The 19137-nt window shown below is 64.9% G+C and carries 18 protein-coding genes and 1 pseudogene; 10 read left to right on the top strand and 9 right to left on the bottom strand.

Going from position 1 to position 19137, the window contains the following annotated elements:
- Positions 1-68: 68 nt before the first annotated feature.
- Positions 69-476: a DUF2237 family protein gene (locus ACP15W_RS14490; RefSeq protein WP_424933753.1), complete on the bottom strand. Its 408-nt coding sequence runs from the start codon at positions 474-476 to the stop codon at positions 69-71.
- A 46-nt stretch (positions 477-522) separates the two neighbouring features.
- Between ACP15W_RS14490 and ACP15W_RS14485 the strand changes: the two genes are divergently transcribed.
- Entirely contained in the window at positions 523-1473 is a 951-nt protein-coding gene (locus ACP15W_RS14485; protein WP_424933621.1) for a rhomboid family intramembrane serine protease, read from the top strand.
- A gap of 2 nt (positions 1474-1475) precedes the next feature.
- Positions 1476-1892 (top strand): VOC family protein, encoded by a 417-nt coding sequence (locus ACP15W_RS14480; protein WP_424933620.1) that lies wholly within the window; start codon positions 1476-1478, stop codon positions 1890-1892.
- A 260-nt stretch (positions 1893-2152) separates the two neighbouring features.
- Here ACP15W_RS14480 and ACP15W_RS14475 read toward each other — a convergent pair.
- Positions 2153-3233: pseudogene (locus tag ACP15W_RS14475) on the bottom strand (IS5 family transposase).
- Between the two features lie 540 nt (positions 3234-3773).
- Entirely contained in the window at positions 3774-5198 is a 1425-nt protein-coding gene (tldD, locus tag ACP15W_RS14470; protein WP_424933752.1) for a metalloprotease TldD, read from the bottom strand.
- A 154-nt stretch (positions 5199-5352) separates the two neighbouring features.
- Between tldD and coxB the strand changes: the two genes are divergently transcribed.
- Genes coxB through ACP15W_RS14445 form a run of 5 tightly spaced genes read left to right on the top strand, consistent with a single transcriptional unit; the run spans position 5353 to position 8867 of the window.
- A complete protein-coding gene (gene coxB, locus ACP15W_RS14465) occupies positions 5353-6240 on the top strand; it encodes a cytochrome c oxidase subunit II (protein WP_424933619.1) in 888 nt (295 codons plus the stop codon).
- A 23-nt stretch (positions 6241-6263) separates the two neighbouring features.
- Positions 6264-7229 (top strand): heme o synthase, encoded by a 966-nt coding sequence (gene cyoE, locus ACP15W_RS14460; RefSeq protein WP_424933618.1) that lies wholly within the window; start codon positions 6264-6266, stop codon positions 7227-7229.
- A gap of 7 nt (positions 7230-7236) precedes the next feature.
- Positions 7237-7431: a hypothetical protein gene (locus ACP15W_RS14455; RefSeq protein WP_424933617.1), complete on the top strand. Its 195-nt coding sequence runs from the start codon at positions 7237-7239 to the stop codon at positions 7429-7431.
- 4 nt (positions 7432-7435) lie between these two features.
- Complete coding sequence (locus tag ACP15W_RS14450; RefSeq protein WP_424933616.1) at positions 7436-8044, top strand: cytochrome c oxidase assembly protein; 609 nt, start codon at positions 7436-7438, stop codon at positions 8042-8044.
- A 10-nt stretch (positions 8045-8054) separates the two neighbouring features.
- Entirely contained in the window at positions 8055-8867 is an 813-nt protein-coding gene (locus ACP15W_RS14445) for a cytochrome c oxidase subunit 3 (protein WP_424933615.1), read from the top strand.
- 566 nt (positions 8868-9433) lie between these two features.
- Here the strand turns inward: ACP15W_RS14445 and ACP15W_RS14440 are convergent.
- The 6 genes from ACP15W_RS14440 to ACP15W_RS14415 form a co-directional block, all read right to left on the bottom strand.
- A complete protein-coding gene (locus tag ACP15W_RS14440; protein ID WP_424933614.1) occupies positions 9434-10432 on the bottom strand; it encodes a hypothetical protein in 999 nt (332 codons plus the stop codon).
- A gap of 108 nt (positions 10433-10540) precedes the next feature.
- Entirely contained in the window at positions 10541-12130 is a 1590-nt protein-coding gene (locus ACP15W_RS14435; protein WP_424933613.1) for a xanthine/uracil/vitamin C permease, read from the bottom strand.
- A 258-nt stretch (positions 12131-12388) separates the two neighbouring features.
- Positions 12389-14011 (bottom strand): long-chain fatty acid--CoA ligase, encoded by a 1623-nt coding sequence (locus tag ACP15W_RS14430; protein ID WP_424933612.1) that lies wholly within the window; start codon positions 14009-14011, stop codon positions 12389-12391.
- Positions 14012-14092: 81 nt separating this feature from the next.
- Positions 14093-14698: a L,D-transpeptidase gene (locus ACP15W_RS14425; RefSeq protein ID WP_424933611.1), complete on the bottom strand. Its 606-nt coding sequence runs from the start codon at positions 14696-14698 to the stop codon at positions 14093-14095.
- A gap of 129 nt (positions 14699-14827) precedes the next feature.
- Positions 14828-15799, bottom strand: coding sequence for a cupin domain-containing protein (locus tag ACP15W_RS14420; protein WP_424933610.1), 972 nt, complete (start codon positions 15797-15799; stop codon positions 14828-14830).
- A gap of 89 nt (positions 15800-15888) precedes the next feature.
- Positions 15889-16530: a glutathione S-transferase family protein gene (locus ACP15W_RS14415; RefSeq protein WP_424933609.1), complete on the bottom strand. Its 642-nt coding sequence runs from the start codon at positions 16528-16530 to the stop codon at positions 15889-15891.
- 172 nt (positions 16531-16702) lie between these two features.
- Here ACP15W_RS14415 and ACP15W_RS14410 point away from each other — a divergent pair, with 172 nt between their 5' ends.
- The 3 genes from ACP15W_RS14410 to ACP15W_RS14400 are packed head-to-tail and all read left to right on the top strand — an operon-like array spanning position 16703 to position 18988.
- A complete protein-coding gene (locus ACP15W_RS14410; protein WP_424933608.1) occupies positions 16703-17155 on the top strand; it encodes a PaaI family thioesterase in 453 nt (150 codons plus the stop codon).
- On the top strand, positions 17152-17664 hold the full coding sequence (locus tag ACP15W_RS14405; RefSeq protein WP_424933607.1) for a PaaI family thioesterase: 513 nt from the start codon (positions 17152-17154) through the stop codon (positions 17662-17664). The genes ACP15W_RS14410 and ACP15W_RS14405 overlap by 4 nt, the downstream gene beginning before the upstream one ends.
- Positions 17657-18988: an MATE family efflux transporter gene (locus tag ACP15W_RS14400; protein WP_424933606.1), complete on the top strand. Its 1332-nt coding sequence runs from the start codon at positions 17657-17659 to the stop codon at positions 18986-18988. Before ACP15W_RS14405 ends, ACP15W_RS14400 begins: the two co-directional genes overlap by 8 nt.
- The last annotated feature ends 149 nt before the right edge of the window (positions 18989-19137 follow it).

The following is a 19137-nucleotide window of genomic DNA, read 5'->3' as shown; positions in this document are numbered from 1 at the left end:
CCTGACGGCCGGAATTTGAGCGAAAAGTCCTAATCAACCTTGAACGGCAAGATGGGGGCGGGCGGGTCTCAGTCCGTGACCGTTCGACCCGTGTTCCGCCTGGGTGGCGGGACGATGGCGTATTCCTCGAGAACCTTGAAGGGCACCGTCTGGAGCACGGACAGATGGGTCGAGGCGAGTATCACGCGCGGGGCGCAGCCGGCCTCCCACGCCTCCTTCCAGCGCGCGGCACAGAGGCACCAGCGATCCCCTTCGCGCAGTCCGGGAAAGCCGAACTCGGGCCGGGGTGTCGCGAGGTCGTTGCCGCGGCTGCTGGAGAAGGCGAGGAATGTCTCGGTGATCCGGACACAGACCACGTGCTTTCCCCTGTCCTCCGGGCCGGTGTTGCAGCAGCCATCACGAAAGAACCCGGTCTTGGGATCGAAGCCGCAGGGTTTCAGCCGTTCGCCGAAGACATTGAGGCTGTCTTCCATCATGGTCTGCTTCATGTGTTCCCCCCCGTTGGCGCACGAATCGGAAAATGTGACCGGGGCGCCCCTGCACGCCGGTCTGTTCCTCGCCATTGACGCCATTTTGCGCCGGATAGCCGGGCCTGTCCACCGGCGCAAGGTCGAGATCCCTGCGCATGGGGTCGGTCGGCTGCCTGAAGGGGCTGCTGCAATTGCCCCGGGCCGTGTGGGGGGCTACATCTCGGGGAAGGGCCGCAGGAGGCCCGGAACGCGGCACGGCCTCCGGGTCGGCACGCCGCCAGCAAGCGAGCAGACATTGAGAAATCCAGTTCCGGTCAACAGCCCCTACACTCCCTTGCCCAAGGTTCTGATCGGTCTTGCCGGGATCATCGCGGTGATCGAGATCGTGCTTTCGCTCTCCGACAGGGGCATCCTGTTCGATCCGGACCTGAGGATCAGTGCCTTCGCGCTGGGCGCCTTCTGGACCGGGCTGCTCGATGGCAGCTATCGGCCCGTCTATGCGGGGCAGCCCGTGGTGATGTTCGTGAGCCATGCCTTCCTGCATGGCAGCTTTCTCCACATGGCGATGAACACGACGATTCTTCTGGCACTCGGGCGGTTCGTCGAAATGGCCTACAGTCCGAAGGTGATCCTGCCGCTCTTTCTGCTCGGCGCGCTGGGCGGCGGGGCGGCCTATGCGCTGATCGCGAGCGGGCCCTATCCGATGGTCGGTGCGTCGGGGGCGGTCTTTGCCTTTCTCGGGCTCTGGGTTGCCTGGGACTGGCGGCGGCACAGGCTTGCCGGTGTCTCGGTGCAGCCCATCGTGATGCGGGTGGTCGTGCTTGCGGGGCTCAACGTGGCCTTCTATTTCGGGCTTGGCGGGATGCTGGCCTGGGAGGCGCATCTGGGCGGGTTTCTTGCCGGGCTCTTCGTCGGGGCGCTGCTGGAGCGCCAGCTGACCATGCGCGAGCGGGCGGAACGGGCCGAGCGTCGCCGCCGCTCCTGGAACGGGGAGGGGGACTGAGGATGACGAGGCTTACGCGCATTCTGGAAACGGCGGTCTATGCGTCCGATCTCGACGCGGCGGAAGCCTTCTATGGCGGGGTACTGGGCCTCGAGAAGGTCACGCGGGTCGGGGACCGGCATGTCTTCTTCAGGTGCGGCGAGGGGATGCTGCTCATCTTCAATCCCGCGCTGACGGTCGAGCCGCCGAGCAACCCGGACATGCCGGTGCCGCCCCATGGGGCAACCGGTTTGGGGCACATGTGTTTCGGGGCAAGCGCGGCCGAGCTCGACGAACTCGCGGAGCGCCTTCCGCGGGAGGGGGTGGCGATCGAGGCGGATTTCCGGTGGCCCAATGGCGCGCGCTCGGTCTATGTCCGCGACCCGGCGGGCAATTCCATCGAGTTCGCCGAACCGCGGCTCTGGGGCTTCGAAGAGTAGGTCCAGACGGGTATGGAAACCGTATGGAATCGATATGGAAACCATACATACACACTGCCATACCGGCCGATCGCGAAACACCATTGGGGCGCTGGACGGACCGCCGAACCACAGAACGGGACAGGAAAGGGGCAGGGATGTCACGTGAACACCCTGAAGAACTCGGCAATTTGCCTCTGCGAGCCAGCGTCATGGCTGGATGTTCCGCGATGACAGGCCGATTCTGAACGGCCAAGGGCCTTCTTCTCGGGTCCAGCGGCTCATGCGGCAGCCGCGGTTCGCTCCAGGTGCACGAGCCGCTTCATGTTGAAGGCAATGTTGGCCATGCCGACCTTCGCCTTGGCTCGTGCGTGCGATCCCGATGGTCCTCACGAAAAGCCCCATCCGGCTTTTCTGCTCTGCGCAGGGATGCTCGACCGCGGAGCGGACTTTCGAGCGGGCGGCGTTGGCGCGTGAGCGGTTTGCGGTGAGCGCCTTGCCCGGAGCGCGGCGGAAGTGGACCTTCGAGACCAGTCCGGCTCCTGCGATCCGCTTCTCGTTCTTCTGTGAGCGATAGGCGGTATCGGCCCAGACGGCCGAGGCGGTGTTCTGTCTGTCGAGCAGCCCCGCAAGTTCCCGGCCGTCGTGGCGTGCGGCATCGGTCACCGTCCACTTCCGGATCAGGCCATGGGTCTTGTCGATGTTGATATGGGACTTGTAGCCGAAGATCGGCGTCGCGATCGCCTCCATCATGGTCCCGTCCGGGCGGCGTTTCCGCTTGCCCCACTTGAGCGTCCAGCGCGCATCGCGGTCTTTTTGTGCGAGTTTCCTTGGTTTTGCCTTCCAGTCCTCCGGAATACCGCCACCCTTGACGGTCTCGCGCTCCTCGTCGGTCATCCGCTGGCGGGGGGCCGCGATGATGCTCGCATCGACGATCTGCCCGCCGATGGCGAGATACCCCGCGCTCTTCAGATGCGCATCGAACCGGACGAAGAGTTTCTCGACCGCGCCCGCCTGGACCAGAGCCTCGCGAAACCGCCAGATCGTGGTCTCGTCAGGAACCCTGTCGCCGTCATCAATCCCCAGAAATCGTCCGAAGGTGCGCCGGTCCATGATCTGGAATTCCGTCTGGGCATCCGAAAGCTCGTAAAGTGCTTGCAGCACGAGAACCTTGAACATGCGCACGGGATCCAAGGGCGGGCGCCCGCCCTTGGATCGATCCGACCGCTTCAGTGCCGCGTCGAGTTCAGCGCGGAAGATCTCGAAATCAATGACGGCGATGAGACGCTCCAGCGGATCCCCAGCCTTCGACAGGGCTGCATACCGCTCATCCAGATCAAAGAACCCGCGCTGTTCCGACATCCCATGCTCCCGTTCGCCCCAAGAGGATGGAATCACGGAAGACGCTTTCGAGCGAGAGGTTTTTCAGGGTGTCCACGTGGATTGGTGTAGGGTCAGGCGCGCTAGTTTACCGTTTCCGCGTCAAATGTGAAAGCCGTGCCAGTATTGCCACTCAGCGCCGCTGGGTCGCCGCAACCAATATTTCAACGACTGGGTATATGTAGAGTAGGCCAAGAGGGCCTTTGCGCGATGCAAACTTCGCCATCGACGCGCCGTTGCCGCGAAGTGCGGCAACACCAACGTTGGTGGTGATTTTCACCTGTTTAATGAATATACTTCAATAATGTTTGGGGGGTTACTTCACGCGCGCAGAATTTCTGCGCAAACTTTTTACTTCGCACGTCGACGAGCGCGAAACCGGATGCCGGGGCGCGAGCCCCGGATCGCACCCGACCCGCCCCCATGGGCGGGTGCGATGCACCCACCCCCGGGCCGGGGGCGATCCTCTGGCCTTCTGTGCCCACCGGCACGAACTGGGGATGTGTCAAAGAAACGCTCGCTCTAGACAGCACTCCCACCGACCGTAAGGCCGCCGATCAGGAGCGTGGGCTGGCCGACGCCCACCGGCACCCACTGGCCGGACTTGCCACAATTGCCCATGCCCGGATCGAGTTCCATGTCGTTGCCGATGGCGCGGATGTGCTTCAATGCGGTTGCGCCGTCGCCGATCAGCGTGGCGCCCTTGACCGGCGCGCCGACCTTCCCGCCCTGGACCCGGTAGGCCTCGGTGCAGGAAAAGACGAACTTGCCGTTGGTGATGTCGACCTGGCCGCCGCCGAAACCCACGGCGTAGATCCCGTCCTTGAGGCCTGCGAGCACATCTGCCGGGTCCGTGGTGCCGCTTTCCATCAGAGTGTTGGTCATGCGCGGCATGGGCGCGTGTGCGTAGGATTGTCGGCGCCCGTTGCCGGTGGCGGGCACACCCATGAGACGGGCGTTCTGGCGATCCTGCATGTAGCCAACGAGAACGCCGTCCTCGATGAGCACGTTGCGCGCGGAGGGCGTGCCCTCGTCGTCGAAGCTGATCGAGCCGCGGCGGTCGGGGATGGTGCCGTCATCGACGACCGTCACGCCTTTTGCTGCGACCTGCTGGCCCATGAGGCCCGCGAAGGCGGAGGTCTTCTTGCGGTTGAAGTCGCCCTCGAGCCCGTGGCCTACGGCCTCGTGGAGCAGGATGCCGGGCCAGCCGGGGCCGAGCACCACATCCATCACCCCCGCAGGCGCGGGCTCGGCCTTGAGGTTCACGACGGCGATGCGAAGCGCGTCCTGGGCCACGCCCTGCCAATGGTCGCGCGTCATGAGCGGGGAGAGGCCGTAGCGCCCGCCACCGCCCGCGCTTCCTGCCTCGCGGCGGCCGTTCTCCTCGACGATCACGGAGATGTTGAGGCGCACCATGGGGCGGATCTCGGCGAGGCGCTGGCCTTCGGGGCGCAGGATCTCGACCTCCTGCACGGAGGCCGCGAGGCTCGCGGTGACCTGAACCACGCGGGAATCGAGGGCGCGGAGGTAGTCGTCGATCTCGCGCAGGGTTTCGACCTTCACGGAGAAGCTCGCATCGCCCATCGGGTCGTTATCCGTGTAGAGGCGCTGATTCGTCGGCTTGGGCGGTAGCGCGAGGCTGCCGCCGCCTTCGGCCACCGCCAGACGTGCGGTCTCGGCCGCGCGCAACAGGGCGGATTCGGTGATTTCGGTGGAATGGCCGTAGCCGGCGGTCTCGCCGCGCACGGCGCGCAATCCGAAGCCCTCGGCGGCGTCGTAACTCGCGGTCCGGAGCCTGCCATCGTCGAACAGCAGGGCTTCCGAGCGCCGCCGCTCGAGAAACAGTTCTCCGTCATCCGCGCCGTCGGTGGCACTCCGCAGCACTTTCAGCGCCGCTTCGGCGTCGATATCGGTCTCAAACGGGCGGAAACGGGCCTCATTGGGCATCATAACACTCCAGATCGCAACACGTCCCGGTATAGCCGGGAGGTCAGACCTTTGCATGGCCTGACTTGTCCTTTGCCAGCTAATATGGTTGATCTGAATCAACAGACAACACAACCGTTACCGGGCGTGAAGCGCACTTGATGGGAAGGTTAGCATGGTAAGACAGTGGATGGGCGGCATGGCCGCGTTCGGGGGGATGGCCCTGGCCGGGAGCGCATTCGCGCAAGAGGGTGGCGAACCCAGGGACCTTCCGGTGATCGGGGTGCCCACCCCCGGCGGAACCTACTACCAGCCCGCGGTGACCGAACTCGCCCATGACATCCACTGGCTGTCGGGCGGCGTGCACACGATCATGGTTCTCATCGTGCTCTTCGTAACCGCGCTGCTGGCCTACGTGATCATCAAGTTCAACAAGAAGTCGAACCCGAACCCCGCCCGGTTCACGCACAACACGAAAATCGAGATCGCCTGGACCCTGATCCCGGTGCTGATCCTGATCCTGATCGGGTCCTTCTCGCTGCCGATCCTCTTCAAGCAGCTCGAGATCCCCGAATCGGACGTGACCGTGAAGGCGATCGGAAACCAGTGGTACTGGACCTACGAGTATCCCGACTATGAAATGGTCTTCGACAGCCTGATGCTGCCCAAGGAAGATCTGGCGGAATACGGCTACACGGAAGATCACTGGCTGCTTGCCACGGACACGGCGATGGTCGTTCCGGTCGGCGCGGTCGTGAAGATGCAGATCACGGGCGCGGACGTGATCCACTCCTGGACCATTCCTTCCTTCGGCGTGAAGATGGATGCGGTGCCGGGCCGTCTGGCCGAGACCTGGTTCGAGGCCGAAGAGGAAGGCATCTACTTCGGCCAGTGCTCCGAGCTTTGCGGCAAGGATCACAGCTACATGCCGATCACCGTCAAGGTCGTGAGCGAAGAGGCCTATGAAGCCTGGCTCGACTGGGCGATCGAGGAGCATGGCGGCGTGCGCCCGGAAGCTGTCGCCATGGGCGAGAGTGCCGAGCCGGCTGCGGCTTCGCACTGAGCGCATGAATTGAGGCGCATGACATGACGGATGCAAGCTGGACCGGGGCGGCGACTTCAGCCCCGGCGCGCGAGGCCGGTTTCGGCGATTACCTGGAGCTCCTGAAGCCCCGAGTGATGCGGCTCGTGATCTTCACTGCCGCTGTCGGCCTGCTGGCCGCGCCCGGTCCGGTTCATCCGGTCATCGCCTTCGCGAGCCTGCTCTGCATCGCGGTGGGTGCGGGCGCCTCCGGCGCGCTCAACATGTGGTGGGACTGGGATATCGACGCGATCATGCGGCGCACGGTCGGACGGCCCATCCCGTCCGGACGGGTGACGCGGGAAGAGGCGCTTGCCATCGGCGTGACGCTTTCGGTCTTTTCGGTCGTCATGCTCGCACTTTTCGCCAATCTGTTCGCGGCAGGGCTGCTGGCCTTCACGATCTTCTTCTACGTGGTGATCTATTCGATGTGGCTGAAGCGCTCGACGCCGCAGAACATCGTGATCGGCGGTGCGGCCGGTGCGTTTCCCCCGATGATCGGCTGGGCCGTGGTGACCGGGGGCGTCTCGATCGAGAGCGTGCTGATGTTCGCGCTGATCTTCCTCTGGACCCCCCCGCATTTCTGGGCGCTGGCGCTCTTCCGCAACGAGGACTACACGCGCGCCGGTGTGCCCATGCTGCCGGTGGTTTCGGGCGATCGATCCACGCGCAACCATATCCTGGCCTATTCGGTGATCGTGGCGGCGGTGGCCATCGCCATGGGGTTCACGGGCATCGGCGGGCCGCTCTATCTCGCGGGTGCGGTTCTCCTGAACGGGCAGCTGCTCTACGGGGCCTGGGGGCTCTGGCGGCGAAACGCGGGCGTCGCGGAGGCCGATGCGCTGAAGGCCGAGAAGAAGTTCTTCGGTTTCTCGATTCTTTATCTTTTCCTGCACTTCGTGCTAATTCTCGCGGAAACCGGTCTGCGGGCGGCAGGCATCGGGCTTGCCGACTGGCCGGTCCTGGGCTGACGGAGGCATGATGCGGCCAGATACCCACGAGATCTATGGACGGCGCAGGAGCAGGAATGTGGGCCTCGGGATCGTGCTCGCGGCTTTCGTCCTGCTGGTGTTCGCCGTGACGATCGTCAAACTCAGCGAAGGGCAGAGGATGGAGGGCTTCGACCACCAGGTCCGCCCAAGCCTTCTGCCGAGCACCGAGGAGGAGGGCTAGGCAGATGGCAGACAATCGCAACCGCCGCACGGCGCTTTGGCTTCTGGCCGTGGTCCCGCTGATGCTTGCCGGGAGCTTCGCCGCCGTTCCGCTCTACCGGCTCTTCTGCCAGGTGACCGGCTACGGCGGGACGACCTCCGTGGCGGAAGCCCCTGCCAGCGAAGTGCTCGACCAGACCATCCGTGTCAGGTTCGATGCCAACACGGCCCCGGACATGCCGTGGGAGTTCCGGCCGATCGACCGGACGATGGAGGTGCGGCTCGGCGAGACGGCGCTGGCCTTCTACGAGGCCTACAACCCGACCGACGAGCCGATCGCGGGGGCCGCGAGCTACAATGTAGCGCCCTATGCCGCGGGCGCCTATTTCGACAAGATCGCCTGTTTCTGTTTCGAGATGCAGGTTCTCGAGCCGGGCGAGCGGGTCGAGATGCCGGTGAGTTTTTTCGTCGATCCGGCGATGCTCGAGGATACCGAGGGGCGTTATGTTCATGACATCACGCTGTCCTATACGATGCACAGAAGCGAACTGCCCGAAGCCGACACGGCACTGGGTCTAACTGAAAACGCCAAGGTCGCGTCCGGTCCCGTTCCGGATGGCCCGGAGAGACAGTAGGGAGAGCCGAATGGCAGGCCACAAGAACCACGATTACCATATCCTTGCGCCGAGCATCTGGCCTTTCATCGCCGCGGTGGGCGCCTTCGTCATGCTGCTCGGGGCGGTGCTGCTGTTCCACGGCTCGGGGCCGTGGCTGCTGCTGATCGGGCTCGCGGTCGTTCTTTACGTGATGTATGGCTGGTGGGCCGACGTGATCACCGAGAGCCAGGTTGGCGATCACACGCCCGTGGTGCGGATCGGGCTGCGCTACGGCGTGATCATGTTCATCATCTCGGAAGTGATGTTCTTCGCGGCCTGGTTCTGGTCGTTCTTCAAGAACGCCATGTATCCGATGCCCGCCATCGACGAGACCTGGCCGCCGCCGGGCATCGAGGTTTTCGACCCCTGGCATCTGCCGCTGATCAACACGCTGATCCTGCTCTGCTCGGGCTGTGCGGCGACCTGGGCGCACCATGCGCTGGTTCACGAGAACGACCGGGAGCAGATGAAGTGGGGTCTGTGGCTCGCGATCGGGCTCGGTGTCATCTTCACCATGTTCCAGGCCTATGAGTACAGCCATGCGCAGTTCGGCTTCTCCGGTAACGTCTATGGGGCCAACTTCTTCATGGCGACGGGGTTCCACGGGGCGCACGTGATCATCGGGACGATCTTCCTCGCCGTCTGTCTCGCCCGGCTCTACAACGGCCATTTCACGCCCGAGAAGCATATCGGCTTCGAGGCGGCCGCCTGGTACTGGCACTTCGTCGACGTGGTCTGGCTGTTCCTCTTCGCGGCTGTCTACATCTGGGGCAGCGCGGGCGCGGTGGTCGGGGGGCACTGAGCCCCGGCCTAGAGAGCTTGGGGGAGTCGCTCGATCGGGGCGGCTATCTCCGCCGAAAATCATCAAGGCGCGCGGCACGTAGAACGGTCGCGCGCGCTTGTTTTTCCGGCACTCGCGGACGCAGAAGTCGACAGGAAGGGCGGGGAGCCGAGTTTCGCGGCAGGTCGCTTCAATGCCGGCGGTGCTGGACGGAGTTGATATCTGCCTTCACACGACACGGGGGCCAGCGGCCGTCCGAGGGTGGCGCGTCCTGCGGACTGTGCAACGCGATTTATGGTGCCAACATCACGCGCGACTGGTCTTGCAAATGTCGTCAAAGAGAGCGCCCGCCCATGGGGCGGACGGGCGCTGGCCCGGCGGTGCTACGCAACCTCGATTCCGGGCCATGGACGCTAGGCCTCATTGTTTTACAAGGGCTCTTCACTGCCGTTCGCCTCAAAACACTTAAGCGTTCGGAGAGAGCCGATCACGGTTTCCGGGGCGCTCGTCTAAGAGCACGGGCTGTGAAGCACGGTCATTGCCGCACGGGCCTGCGCCGGGTCGGCCCCTGTCATTCGGGTGAAGGGCTATTGCTCGCCGCAGATCCGTTTCAGGGCCGTCCAATCGAGGGTTTCGAAGGCGGAGGCCGCGTTTCCTTGCGCGCCTGTCTGCTGGGCATTCGCAAGAAGCGCGGCCTCGAAGGGTGCTATCGGGACACCTGCGGTCTCCAGGCGGTGGAGCGCGTCGGAGATTTCCGCGGCCGAGGGCGGCTCGAATGCCGCGTCGATCGCCGCGCCCAAAGCGGATTGCCCGAGTTCCGTCGTCACGAGGTAGCGCAGGTGATCCATCGGGCCGAGGGTTGCGACGAAGGACGGAATGGGGTCACGCGCCAGCGCCGTGGCCACCCATCCGGCAAGCTCGTCGGGTGTGCCAGCGGTGGCGATCGCCTCTCCGCTCAGCAGGATCGTGCCATCGGGTAGTCGGGCCGAGGGGGGGCCGTCATGGGTGAGCACGCGGGCCCGGGCCGGTGTTTCGCCCGGCGGCTGGATGGCCGCGACGAGGCGGCCCAGGCTGCGTTCGCCGGTTGCGCCCCGGCAGGGGCGCGCGCCCTGATCCATCAGCACGAGCAGGATGCGGTCGCTGAGTTCTGCCGCGCTTTCGGGCGGGATCAGACGTTCGGTCTGTGAGCGGATGGCTCGAGGGCCGAGGGTCGCGATGGCGGCGACCAGCCCTGCGCCGAGGGTCAGGGTCAGTACCATGCGGAGGGGGAACTTGCGGCGCGTCCGGGCCCGGGGCTGCTGCGGGTCCGGCTGCCAGCTGGCAAGAAGTGCCGCGTTCATGTCGCGGTCCGTGATCACGAGGGTTTCGCTGCCATCGTCCGAGAGGGCATAGGTGACCTTGTCGCCATCGCGCTCCTGCGGGATCAGTCCGTTCCGCGCCCAATGGCCGAGGATCGTGTCGCCGAAATCGGTCAGGACGACCGTGCGGCCATTCAGCTTGACGATGACCTCGCTCGGTTCTGCATTCGCGGTCTCTTGCCAGAGGCCACGGGCTTCGAAGCGGATATAGCCTTGGGGTCGGGTCATGCGCGCGGGTCGGGGTGTCAGGAGCCTTCGGCGGGTCCCGATTCCCTAGCCGGGTCGACCGGCGATGTCACGAGCAATCACAAGTTGAGACCCGCAGGCTGAGCGGTATTATTCCGCCGGTGTTCGGGGCGCGAACTCCGTGCTCTCCTCCGCGAAGGTGTCGATCATGGCGCCGCTGGGGAAGACACGGGGGTAGAGGAAGAAGAACGCCCCGGAGATCAGGTAGCCGATCGTGATGCCGTCGAGGCTCGGAACCTGGAGGCTCGCGCCATGGATGATGCCGACCGAGGACATCGCGGCAGCCGCGAAGGCAAATCCGGCGGAGGTGGTGAACTCGCCGTCGATGAGGCTTGCGACGATCGCACCCCAGATCAGCCCGGTGAGGATCGCCCCCTGGGAGAGGGCGAGGTGGCCGTTGAAATGCGCGCCCTGCTGGAGGAGGGCGGCGGTGAGTTCGGGATCCCCGAGCTGGGCGAGGTTTTCTGCCCCCACCGCGCCGAGCGCCCCGATCAGCGCGCCCCACTTGATGATGAGGAAATCCGAGACATGGGGGAGCATGGCGAAGGCCACGGCCCCCATGTGGGCGGGCTTCACGGAATGGGCGGTGTTGGAGATCAGGCTGAGGGCGACGAAGACGAGAACCGGGGCCGCGGCGGCAACCGGGATGAGGTTCGCGAGAAACGCGAGCAGGCCGAGGAAGGCCGCGAGCGGCACGATCACCCCGACGCCGATGATGTAGCCCGTGTGGGCGCCCATGCGCTTGTATGCGGGGTGGCCGATGTAGGCGGTGGTCGGGAAGGGGGAGCCGAAGAGCGCGCCGATCATGGTGCCGGCACCATCGGTGACCTGGCAGACCGCGACGGGGTAGTGATCGCCCGCGGCCTCCGCGCTCTCGACGTTGTTCATGGTCTCGATGAAGTTGTAGATCTGCACCGGGACAAGCACGAGGAAGAGTTCGGGGTTGTTCATCAGGTGCTGAATGCCGGCGACGAGATCGCCGAAATAGGGCATGGGCGGGTAGAACCCCAGGCCCTCGACGCTGATGGAGGCCTCACCGAGGATGAGCGCCAGCAGGACGCCGATCCCGAGCGCGAGGAGGCCGGCGGGAATGTTCCACGGCAGGCGGAACCGCCCGACGAGCCCCCAGAGGATGATCGTGAGGGAGGCGAACCCGACAACGGGGTTCTCGAAGATCTCCGCGAGCGGAACGGTTCCGATGAAGACGAGCGCGATGCCGCAGAGCGTTCCGAGCATGCCCGCCCGCGGGGTGACCCGCTTGAGGGCGGGGCCGACGACCGCGCCGAGGGCCGCGACGATGCCCCCGATGAAGCCCGCACCGATGCCGACCTGCCAGGCGAGAAGCGCGTCATTGGTGGACCAGTAGATCGGGCCGATGACGCCGAAGAGGTAGACGAACATCACGGGCGTGCTGATGCCATAGGGAAGGGCCGTGACGTCGCGGCCTGCCTGGGCGGCGGCTCTCTTGGCCAGCATGACATAGACGGCGATGCCCGCGAGAATGGCCACGGCAGCGCCCGGCACGATACGGCCATAGACGATCTCGGCCGGCATCTGGAACACGAACTGGCAGATGCCTGACAAGACGATGAGGTTGATCAGGTTGTCGGTGAAGAGCGCCCAGAAGGCGCTGTAGTCGTTCCTGTCGAAAAGCCTGTAGCTATAGCCGGACGCATTCATCGGATCTGTCCCTTCCTGTCGCGAGGGACCGGTTCGGCACGGGGCGCGCAGGCGGGCGACCGGGTGCGTCTCAAGCGGACAATCGCGATAAAAACCAGTTCAGGGTAGGAGGGACGCGACGAGATTCCAGTCGTTCATGCCAGTTTACGCGACAAAATCACTCCAAAACCGGTAACCGCCCGATTGCTGGGCAATCAGGCGCAGTAAATGTCGCGAAAACGCGCAGTCGCACGTGGGTCGAAGAGCGGGAGAGACTTCTCAATTCGTCAGTTCGAACCCGTCCTCCTGCAACTGCATCCGCAGCATCCGCTTCGAGATCTTGCCCGTGGCAGTATGGGGCAGTTCGGCCATGAAGAGGATTTCGTCGGGCAGTTGCCATTTGGCGAAATGCTCTGCCAGGGCCGCCCGGATGCTTTCCGGGTCCGGATCGGTGCCGGGGCGCGGCACGACGGCGAGCACGGGGCGTTCGCCCCATTTCGGATGGCGCCAGGCAACGGCCGCGGCCTCGGCCACGTCGGGGTGCGCCACGGCAGCGTTCTCGAGCGCGATGGAACTGATCCATTCGCCGCCCGACTTGATGATGTCCTTCGAGCGGTCGGTGATCCGCACGTAGCCATGGGGCGTAACCGTGGCGACATCGCCGGTGTCGAACCACCCATCGGTATCGAGTGCGTCCGCGTCGGCCTTGAGATACCGGCGCGCAACGGCATCGCCGCGGACGAGCAACCGGCCCTGGGTCCTGCCGTCCCATGGCAGTTCGGAGCCGTCGTCATCGACCAGCTTCAGATCGACCGTGAAGGGCGGGTGGCCGACCGTTTCCTGGATGTCGAGGCGTTCCTCGGGCGAGAGGGCGTGGATTTCCGGCTTGAAGGAGCAGGTGGTGCCGATGGGGGAGGTTTCGGTCATGCCCCAGGCGTGCAGCACCTCGACGCCGTAGTGGTCCTGGAAGCGTTCGATGACCGCGCGCGGGCAGGACGATCCGCCGATTGCCACGCGCTTCAGGGTCGAGAACCTGAGGTCGTTGGCATCGAGATGCGCGAGGAGCCCGAGCCAGACCGTGGGAACCGCGGCGGTGAAGGTGACGCCGCGTTCGAGCAGGTCGTAGACCGCAGGTGGGGTGAGGTCCCGGCCAGGTAGGACCATAGAGGCCCCCACGAGCGGCCCGATATAGCCGGTGCACCAGCCATTGGCGTGGAAGAGCGGCACCACGGGCATGATCGTGTCGGACGAGCCCAGGTTGAAGGCATCGGGGGCCTGCACGGCCAGCGCGTGGAGCATGTTCGAGCGGTGGGTGTAGACCACGCCCTTGGGGTTGCCGGTGGTGCCCGAGGTGTAGCAGATGCCGCAGGCGTCGCGCTCGTCGCCTTCGACCCAGGCGAAATCGCCGTCCGCGTCCGCGAGCCAGTCCTCGTAAGGGATAAGGCCTTCGGCCGCTTCGGGCATGTGGGCCGCATCCGTCAGCACGATGATCTCGCGCACGCCGGGGATCTGGTCGCGGATGCGGGTCAGGAGAGGCACGAGGTCGAGATCGACGAAAATGAGCCGGTCTTCCGCGTGGTTGATGATGTAGACCATCTGCTCGGGCGAGAGGCGCGGGTTGAGGGTGTGGAGTGCGGCCCCGCTGCCGGGCACGCCATACCAGAGTTCGAGCATGCGGATCGTGTTCCAGCCCATCACGCCGATGGCGTCGCCGCGCCCGAAACCCTGACGGGAGAGGGTTTGGGCCACGCGAAGTGCGCGGTTGCGCACGGTGCCCCAGGTGCTTTCGACGATGGGGCCTTCGACGCTGCGGCCGAGCACCGGGCGATTGGTGTGGAACCGCGCGGCATGGTCGATGAGCCGACCGACCCGCAGCGGCAGGTCCTGCATCAGGTTGTGCATCCGTTTCCTCCCGTTTTCGGGGAGGTTAACAGAGTTGCCGCAGGAGGCCAGTCATCCGTTGGATCACATGCGCGCGGCGGGTCAGATGAGCAGGACCTGGGTGCCGATCTTCGCGCGCTCGAAGACCTCGATGATGTGCTCGTTGAAGAGCCCGATGCAGCCCGAGGAGGACTGGCGCCCGATCTTGCGGATGTCGTTGGTGCCGTGGATCAGGTAATACTGCCAGCTCAGGTTCAGCGCGCGGACACCGAGCGGGTTCTGCGGGCCGGGACCGACATATTTCGGCAGGTCCGGGTTGCGCTCCAGCATGTTGGGGGTCGGCCGCCATTCGGGGGCCGGACGCTTGAGGACGATCTCGGTGCGGCCGCGCCGGGTGAGTTCATCCGTCAGGGGGACGGAGGTCGGATAGATTTTGTAGAACCCGTCCTCTCCCCAGAAATGCAGAACACGGTCATTGGTGTTGCACAGGATGGCCCCATTCCCGAGCGTGGGGAAATGGTCCTCCCATTTCTGCGAACTGAGCCCCGAGATGCGGCGGGTGATGCGGGCCGGGCCATCGGTGATGACTTCGTCATATGGATCAAAGGTCTCGGCGGCGAAGGCGCGTGGTGCGGCCAGTGCGACGCCGCTCGCGAGCGCAAGGCGGGTAAAACGCCGACGATCCGGCCGGGGCGGGGAGAGCTTCATCTGCTGCTGGCCTCTTATACGATTATTCGCTTGTGTGCAGGTTCGGCAAAATGCGCCAGCCGTCAATCTCGGTCTGTCAATGATAACCGGAACTTGAACGCGACGTGAGGATTTCTTCTTACGAGTGCATCAGTTGCCCGGAACCGGTGTTCCGTCGCGGGTCTCGTAGCGGCCTTCCCCGTCTTCCGTGATGCAGACGAGATCGACATCCGCGTAAGTGCAGGTGTCTTGCATTGCGCGGGTGCCGATCACGAGGAACCGCGCCTCGCCGGAGGAGACGTTGCGCATGTGATGGGCGTTGGCGAGGCCTGCGGGATGGGCACTCGCGTCTCCGGGCTGGAGCATGGTTTCGCCGTCATCCTCGATGAGGAGGAGAAGGCCGTCGAGGACAAGGACGAACTCGTCTTCGGCGGAATGCCAGTGGCGCAGCGAGGAGAGACCGCCGGCCTGCAGCGTGACGAGATTTGCGCCGAACTGGCTCAGCCCCCCGGCCTGGCCCAGCGGCAGCCAACTGCGCTGGTGCATCAGGTCGGCATGGGGCGCAGGGTAGTCCGATCCGGTCCGCACCGGGATTGCCGCCACGTTGATCACGCCACCCCGGCCCTCGGGGGGCGGGTCGTCATAAGGTTCGGCGCGGGCGTTCCGTTCGATGGGCGTGCCGTCGCGGCGGGTGAAGCGCGGCGCGCCATCGGGTTTGATGCAGAGCCGGTCCCGGCCGGAATAGGTGCAGATGTCACTGTTGTCGCGCCAGCCTGCGACGAGGAAGGTGGCATCGGCCCGGCTGCGGTTTTCGAGGGTGTGGCCGTTCCGGACCCCGGCCCTGAAGGCCGCCGCAGAGCCTTCGTTCATGACGCTTTCGCCGGTGTCTTCGACGAGTACGAGTTGTCCGTCCAGCATGTAGACGAATTCGTCTTCGGCGGAGTGCCAGTGGCGTATCGAAGAGGCCGAACCGGGCGGCAGCATCTCGATGCGCACGCCGAACTGGCTCAGCCCGCCGAGATCACCGAGAGCCGCGGTCGCATAGGGGCCGCATTCGTCTGCCGGGTCGGAGAACCCTTGAGAGGATTCGATCTCCAGAGGCGGCATGCTGATCTTTGGCATGGCAATTCACTCCATACTCGCGCGGATCCGCTGGCGCAGAAACAGAATAAAGAATCATTCACACCATAGCATGGATTGCCGCAGTGCGATCAGGCCTTTTGCGGAAGGGGGTGGCCGGGCATCAATTCGTAGGGGTGTTTCCAGCGTGGGAGCGCGGCGATGGTCTGGCGCCATCGGTCGATATTGGGAAACTCGGACATTTCGACGCCGAACTCGTCGGTGTAGTAGAGATACCCGATGCAGGAGAGATCCGCCGTGGTGATATGCGGTCCGGCGATCCAGTCGCGCCCCTCCAGATGACGTTCGAGCACGTTCATGGCGCTCTCGACCCGGCCATGGAGAAAGCCGATCACGTCTTCCTTGCGCTTCTCGGGCGGTATGAAGTTCAGCATGAAGCGCAGCGTGGCGATGTTGGAGGTAAGCTTGTGGTTGTCCCAGAGCGTCCAGCGCAGGATTTCGCGGCGCTCTTCCTCGGTTTCGGGCTCGAAGCGGCCCAGCACCTTGGAGAGATAGTCGAGGATCATCCCGGATTGGCTCAACTTCAGTCCGGCGTGTTCCAGCACCGGCACTTCGCCCATCTCGTTGATTGCGAGGTATTCCGCCGTTCGGGCGGCGCCGTTGAAGAAATCGACGTAGACCGGCTCCCAGTCCTGCGCCGCGAGTTCGAGCGCGAGGGCTACCTTGTAGGCGTTGCCGGACTGGGCGAAGCAGTGCAGGCGGTAATCGGGCATGTCTGGGGTCCTCCACGCTGAACACCTCTCGCCCGTAACATGTCGCGCTGCAATACCGATAGAGGCTTGCACGGGTGAGGCGCGCTTTCGGCGGCATGCAGGCCGGAATTGCCGCTCTTGGCTTTTGGCTGCCGACGTCCTAGGCATTTGCGGATTGGAGGGGAGTTGCGTCATGTCGGATGAAACGATCGATTGGGAGGCGCGGCTGGCGCTGGCGCAGGAATTTACCAACCGCATACCGCACTCGCAGCATCTGGGCATGCGGATCGACGAAATCGCTCCGGCGCGCGCCGTGGTTTCGCTTCCCTACGACGAGAGCCTCGTGGGGGATCCGGAAACCGGCGTCGTGCATGGGGGGGTGATCACCGCGCTGCTCGATACCTGTTCGGGGGCCGCCGTGCTTTGTCACCCCGATACAGGTTTCAGCACCGCGACCATCGATCTGCGCATAGACTACATGCGGCCCGCGACGCCGGAAAAGCGGATCATCGCGCGCGCCGAGTGCTACCGGATGACCCGCTATGTCGCCTTCGTGCAGGCCCGCGCCTTTGTCGAGGGCGAGGACGAACCGGTGGCAGCGGCCCGCGGGGCCTTCACCGTGGAACGAAAGCAGGAAACGGCATGAAACAGGACGCGCGCGAACCGGTTCAGGCCATCAAGCAGCGGCGCGACGGGGCGCTGCGCCAGATCGTCGAACGGGTGCCTTATATTCGCCATCTGGGTGTTTCCTTCGACCGTCGGGGCGATGAGCTGACGGCGCAGCTTTCTTTCACGCCTAACCTTGTCGGCAATCCGGCGCTCCCCGCGCTTCATGGCGGTGCGACGGGGGCGTTTCTCGAGATCACCGCGATCATCGAACTGGTCTGGCAAGGTGTCTGGGAGCAGATGGAGCGCGGCGGACCGGAAGCGCAGGCGATCGAGGCGGGGCAGTTTCCGCCCTTCCCGCGCACGATCGATTTCACTGTGGACTATCTCCGGCCCGGACTTGCGCGCGATGCCTATGCCCGCGCGCGGGTGAACCGCGTCGGGCGGCGCTATGCCAGCGTCCATGTGGAGGCCTGGCAGGACAATCGCGCACGCCTCTTTGCGCAGGCGACCGGGCATTTCCTGATGCAGACGGATGAGGATGGATAGACCCCTCACGCATCGGCGCATTCTCGGCATCGCGCTGCCCATTGTGCTCTCCAATGCCACCGTGCCGATCCTGGGCGCGGTGGATACCGGTGTCATCGGCCAGCTTGGAGAGGCGGCGCCCATTGGCGCGGTCGGGCTGGGTGCCGTTGTCCTCTCCTCGATCTACTGGGTCTTCGGATTCCTGCGGATGGGCACCACGGGGCTTGTGGCCCAGGCGCGCGGTGCGGGTGACGGTGCGGAGACGCGCTCGCTCCTCATGCGGGGCCTGATGATCGCAACCGCGGCCGGGCTCGTCTTCATCCTAGGCCAGGTGCTCATCTTCCAGGCCGCTTTCGCCATCGCGCCCGCCTCCGACGAGGTGGAGGCGCTTTCGCGGCAGTATCTCTCGATCCGAATCTGGGGGGCGCCCGCGACGATCGCGATCTACGCGCTGACGGGCTGGCTTATCGCCATGGAGCGCTCGCGCGGGGTTCTCTACCTTCAGGTGGGCATGAACAGCCTCAACATCCTCCTGGATCTGCTCTTTGTCCTGAAATTCGGCTGGGGCATCGAGGGGGTCGCGGTGGCGACGCTGATTTCGGAGTGGTCCGGCCTTGCGCTCGGGCTCTGGCTCTGCCGCGACGCGTTCCGGGGCGGGGACTGGTGCAACTGGCCGAAGGTCTTCGACCGGGTGAAGCTTGCGAATATGGCGGCGGTGAACGGGGATATTCTCGTCCGGAGTGTTCTCCTCCAGGCCTCGTTCACGGCGTTCATGTTTCTCGGCGCGGGGCTCGGGGACACGACGCTGGCGGCCAACCAGGTGCTGTTGCAGTTCCTCCAGATCACCGCCTTCGCGCTGGACGGCTTCGCCTTCGCCGCCGAGGCGCTGGTCGGTCAGGCCTTCGGGCAGCGCAAGCCGGCCCTGTTGCGCCGGGCGTCGATCATGTGCAGCCAATGGGGCGTCGCGTTCGGGGTTCTCCTGTCGCTGGCATTTCTGGTCGGGGGGCCATGGATCATCGACGTGATGACAACGGCGCCCGAAGTGCGGCTTGCGGCGCGCGACTACCTGTTCTGGATCGGGCTCACCCCCATTCTGGGCGTGGCGTCCTGGATGCTCGACGGGATCTTCATCGGCGCGACGCGGACACGGCAGATGCGAAACGCCATGCTGGTTTCGGTGAGCATCTACGCGCTCTCGCTTCTGGTGCTGCTGCCGGCATTCGGAAACCACGGGCTCTGGGCCGGCATGATGGTGCTGTTCATCGCCCGTGCCGTGACACTCGGTCTGCGATATCCGGCGCTCGAGCGAGCGTCCGCTCAAGTAAATCCGGGGGCTGCGCACTGAACCGGTCGCGACATTGTTGCTTGAAGCCGTTAATACAGTCATGCGTTATTCAGGCGTTTTCCGGTATTCCTTGCTGGATCGGGACGGACAAACGGCTATCTTCCGGGGGTGAATTCGGGAGAGGCTTTGCCTGACCGCTATCCGGCCGG

Origin of the sequence: Amaricoccus macauensis, assembly GCF_049800915.1 — a bacterium.
In the GTDB taxonomy this organism is placed as follows: Bacteria; Pseudomonadota; Alphaproteobacteria; order Rhodobacterales; family Rhodobacteraceae; genus Amaricoccus; species Amaricoccus macauensis_A.
This window is presented reverse-complemented; position numbering and strand designations above follow the sequence as displayed.

What these genes read in the sequence shown, in the direction of transcription:
- ACP15W_RS14400 (WP_424933606.1), top strand. Translation starts at nt 17,657, where the DNA reads ATGGATAGACCCCTCACGCATCGGCGCATTCTCGGCATCGCGCTGCCC.
- ACP15W_RS14435 (WP_424933613.1), bottom strand. Translation starts at nt 12,130, where the DNA reads ATGAATGCGTCCGGCTATAGCTACAGGCTTTTCGACAGGAACGACTAC.
- tldD (WP_424933752.1), bottom strand. Translation starts at nt 5,198, where the DNA reads ATGCCCAATGAGGCCCGTTTCCGCCCGTTTGAGACCGATATCGACGCC.
- ACP15W_RS14450 (WP_424933616.1), top strand. Translation starts at nt 7,436, where the DNA reads ATGGCAGACAATCGCAACCGCCGCACGGCGCTTTGGCTTCTGGCCGTG.
- ACP15W_RS14410 (WP_424933608.1), top strand. Translation starts at nt 16,703, where the DNA reads ATGTCGGATGAAACGATCGATTGGGAGGCGCGGCTGGCGCTGGCGCAG.
- ACP15W_RS14420 (WP_424933610.1), bottom strand. Translation starts at nt 15,799, where the DNA reads ATGCCAAAGATCAGCATGCCGCCTCTGGAGATCGAATCCTCTCAAGGG.
- cyoE (WP_424933618.1), top strand. Translation starts at nt 6,264, where the DNA reads ATGACGGATGCAAGCTGGACCGGGGCGGCGACTTCAGCCCCGGCGCGC.
- ACP15W_RS14455 (WP_424933617.1), top strand. Translation starts at nt 7,237, where the DNA reads ATGATGCGGCCAGATACCCACGAGATCTATGGACGGCGCAGGAGCAGG.
- ACP15W_RS14480 (WP_424933620.1), top strand. Translation starts at nt 1,476, where the DNA reads ATGACGAGGCTTACGCGCATTCTGGAAACGGCGGTCTATGCGTCCGAT.
- ACP15W_RS14425 (WP_424933611.1), bottom strand. Translation starts at nt 14,698, where the DNA reads ATGAAGCTCTCCCCGCCCCGGCCGGATCGTCGGCGTTTTACCCGCCTT.
- ACP15W_RS14415 (WP_424933609.1), bottom strand. Translation starts at nt 16,530, where the DNA reads ATGCCCGATTACCGCCTGCACTGCTTCGCCCAGTCCGGCAACGCCTAC.
- ACP15W_RS14490 (WP_424933753.1), bottom strand. Translation starts at nt 476, where the DNA reads ATGATGGAAGACAGCCTCAATGTCTTCGGCGAACGGCTGAAACCCTGC.
- coxB (WP_424933619.1), top strand. Translation starts at nt 5,353, where the DNA reads ATGGTAAGACAGTGGATGGGCGGCATGGCCGCGTTCGGGGGGATGGCC.
- ACP15W_RS14405 (WP_424933607.1), top strand. Translation starts at nt 17,152, where the DNA reads ATGAAACAGGACGCGCGCGAACCGGTTCAGGCCATCAAGCAGCGGCGC.
- ACP15W_RS14445 (WP_424933615.1), top strand. Translation starts at nt 8,055, where the DNA reads ATGGCAGGCCACAAGAACCACGATTACCATATCCTTGCGCCGAGCATC.
- ACP15W_RS14440 (WP_424933614.1), bottom strand. Translation starts at nt 10,432, where the DNA reads ATGACCCGACCCCAAGGCTATATCCGCTTCGAAGCCCGTGGCCTCTGG.
- ACP15W_RS14430 (WP_424933612.1), bottom strand. Translation starts at nt 14,011, where the DNA reads ATGCACAACCTGATGCAGGACCTGCCGCTGCGGGTCGGTCGGCTCATC.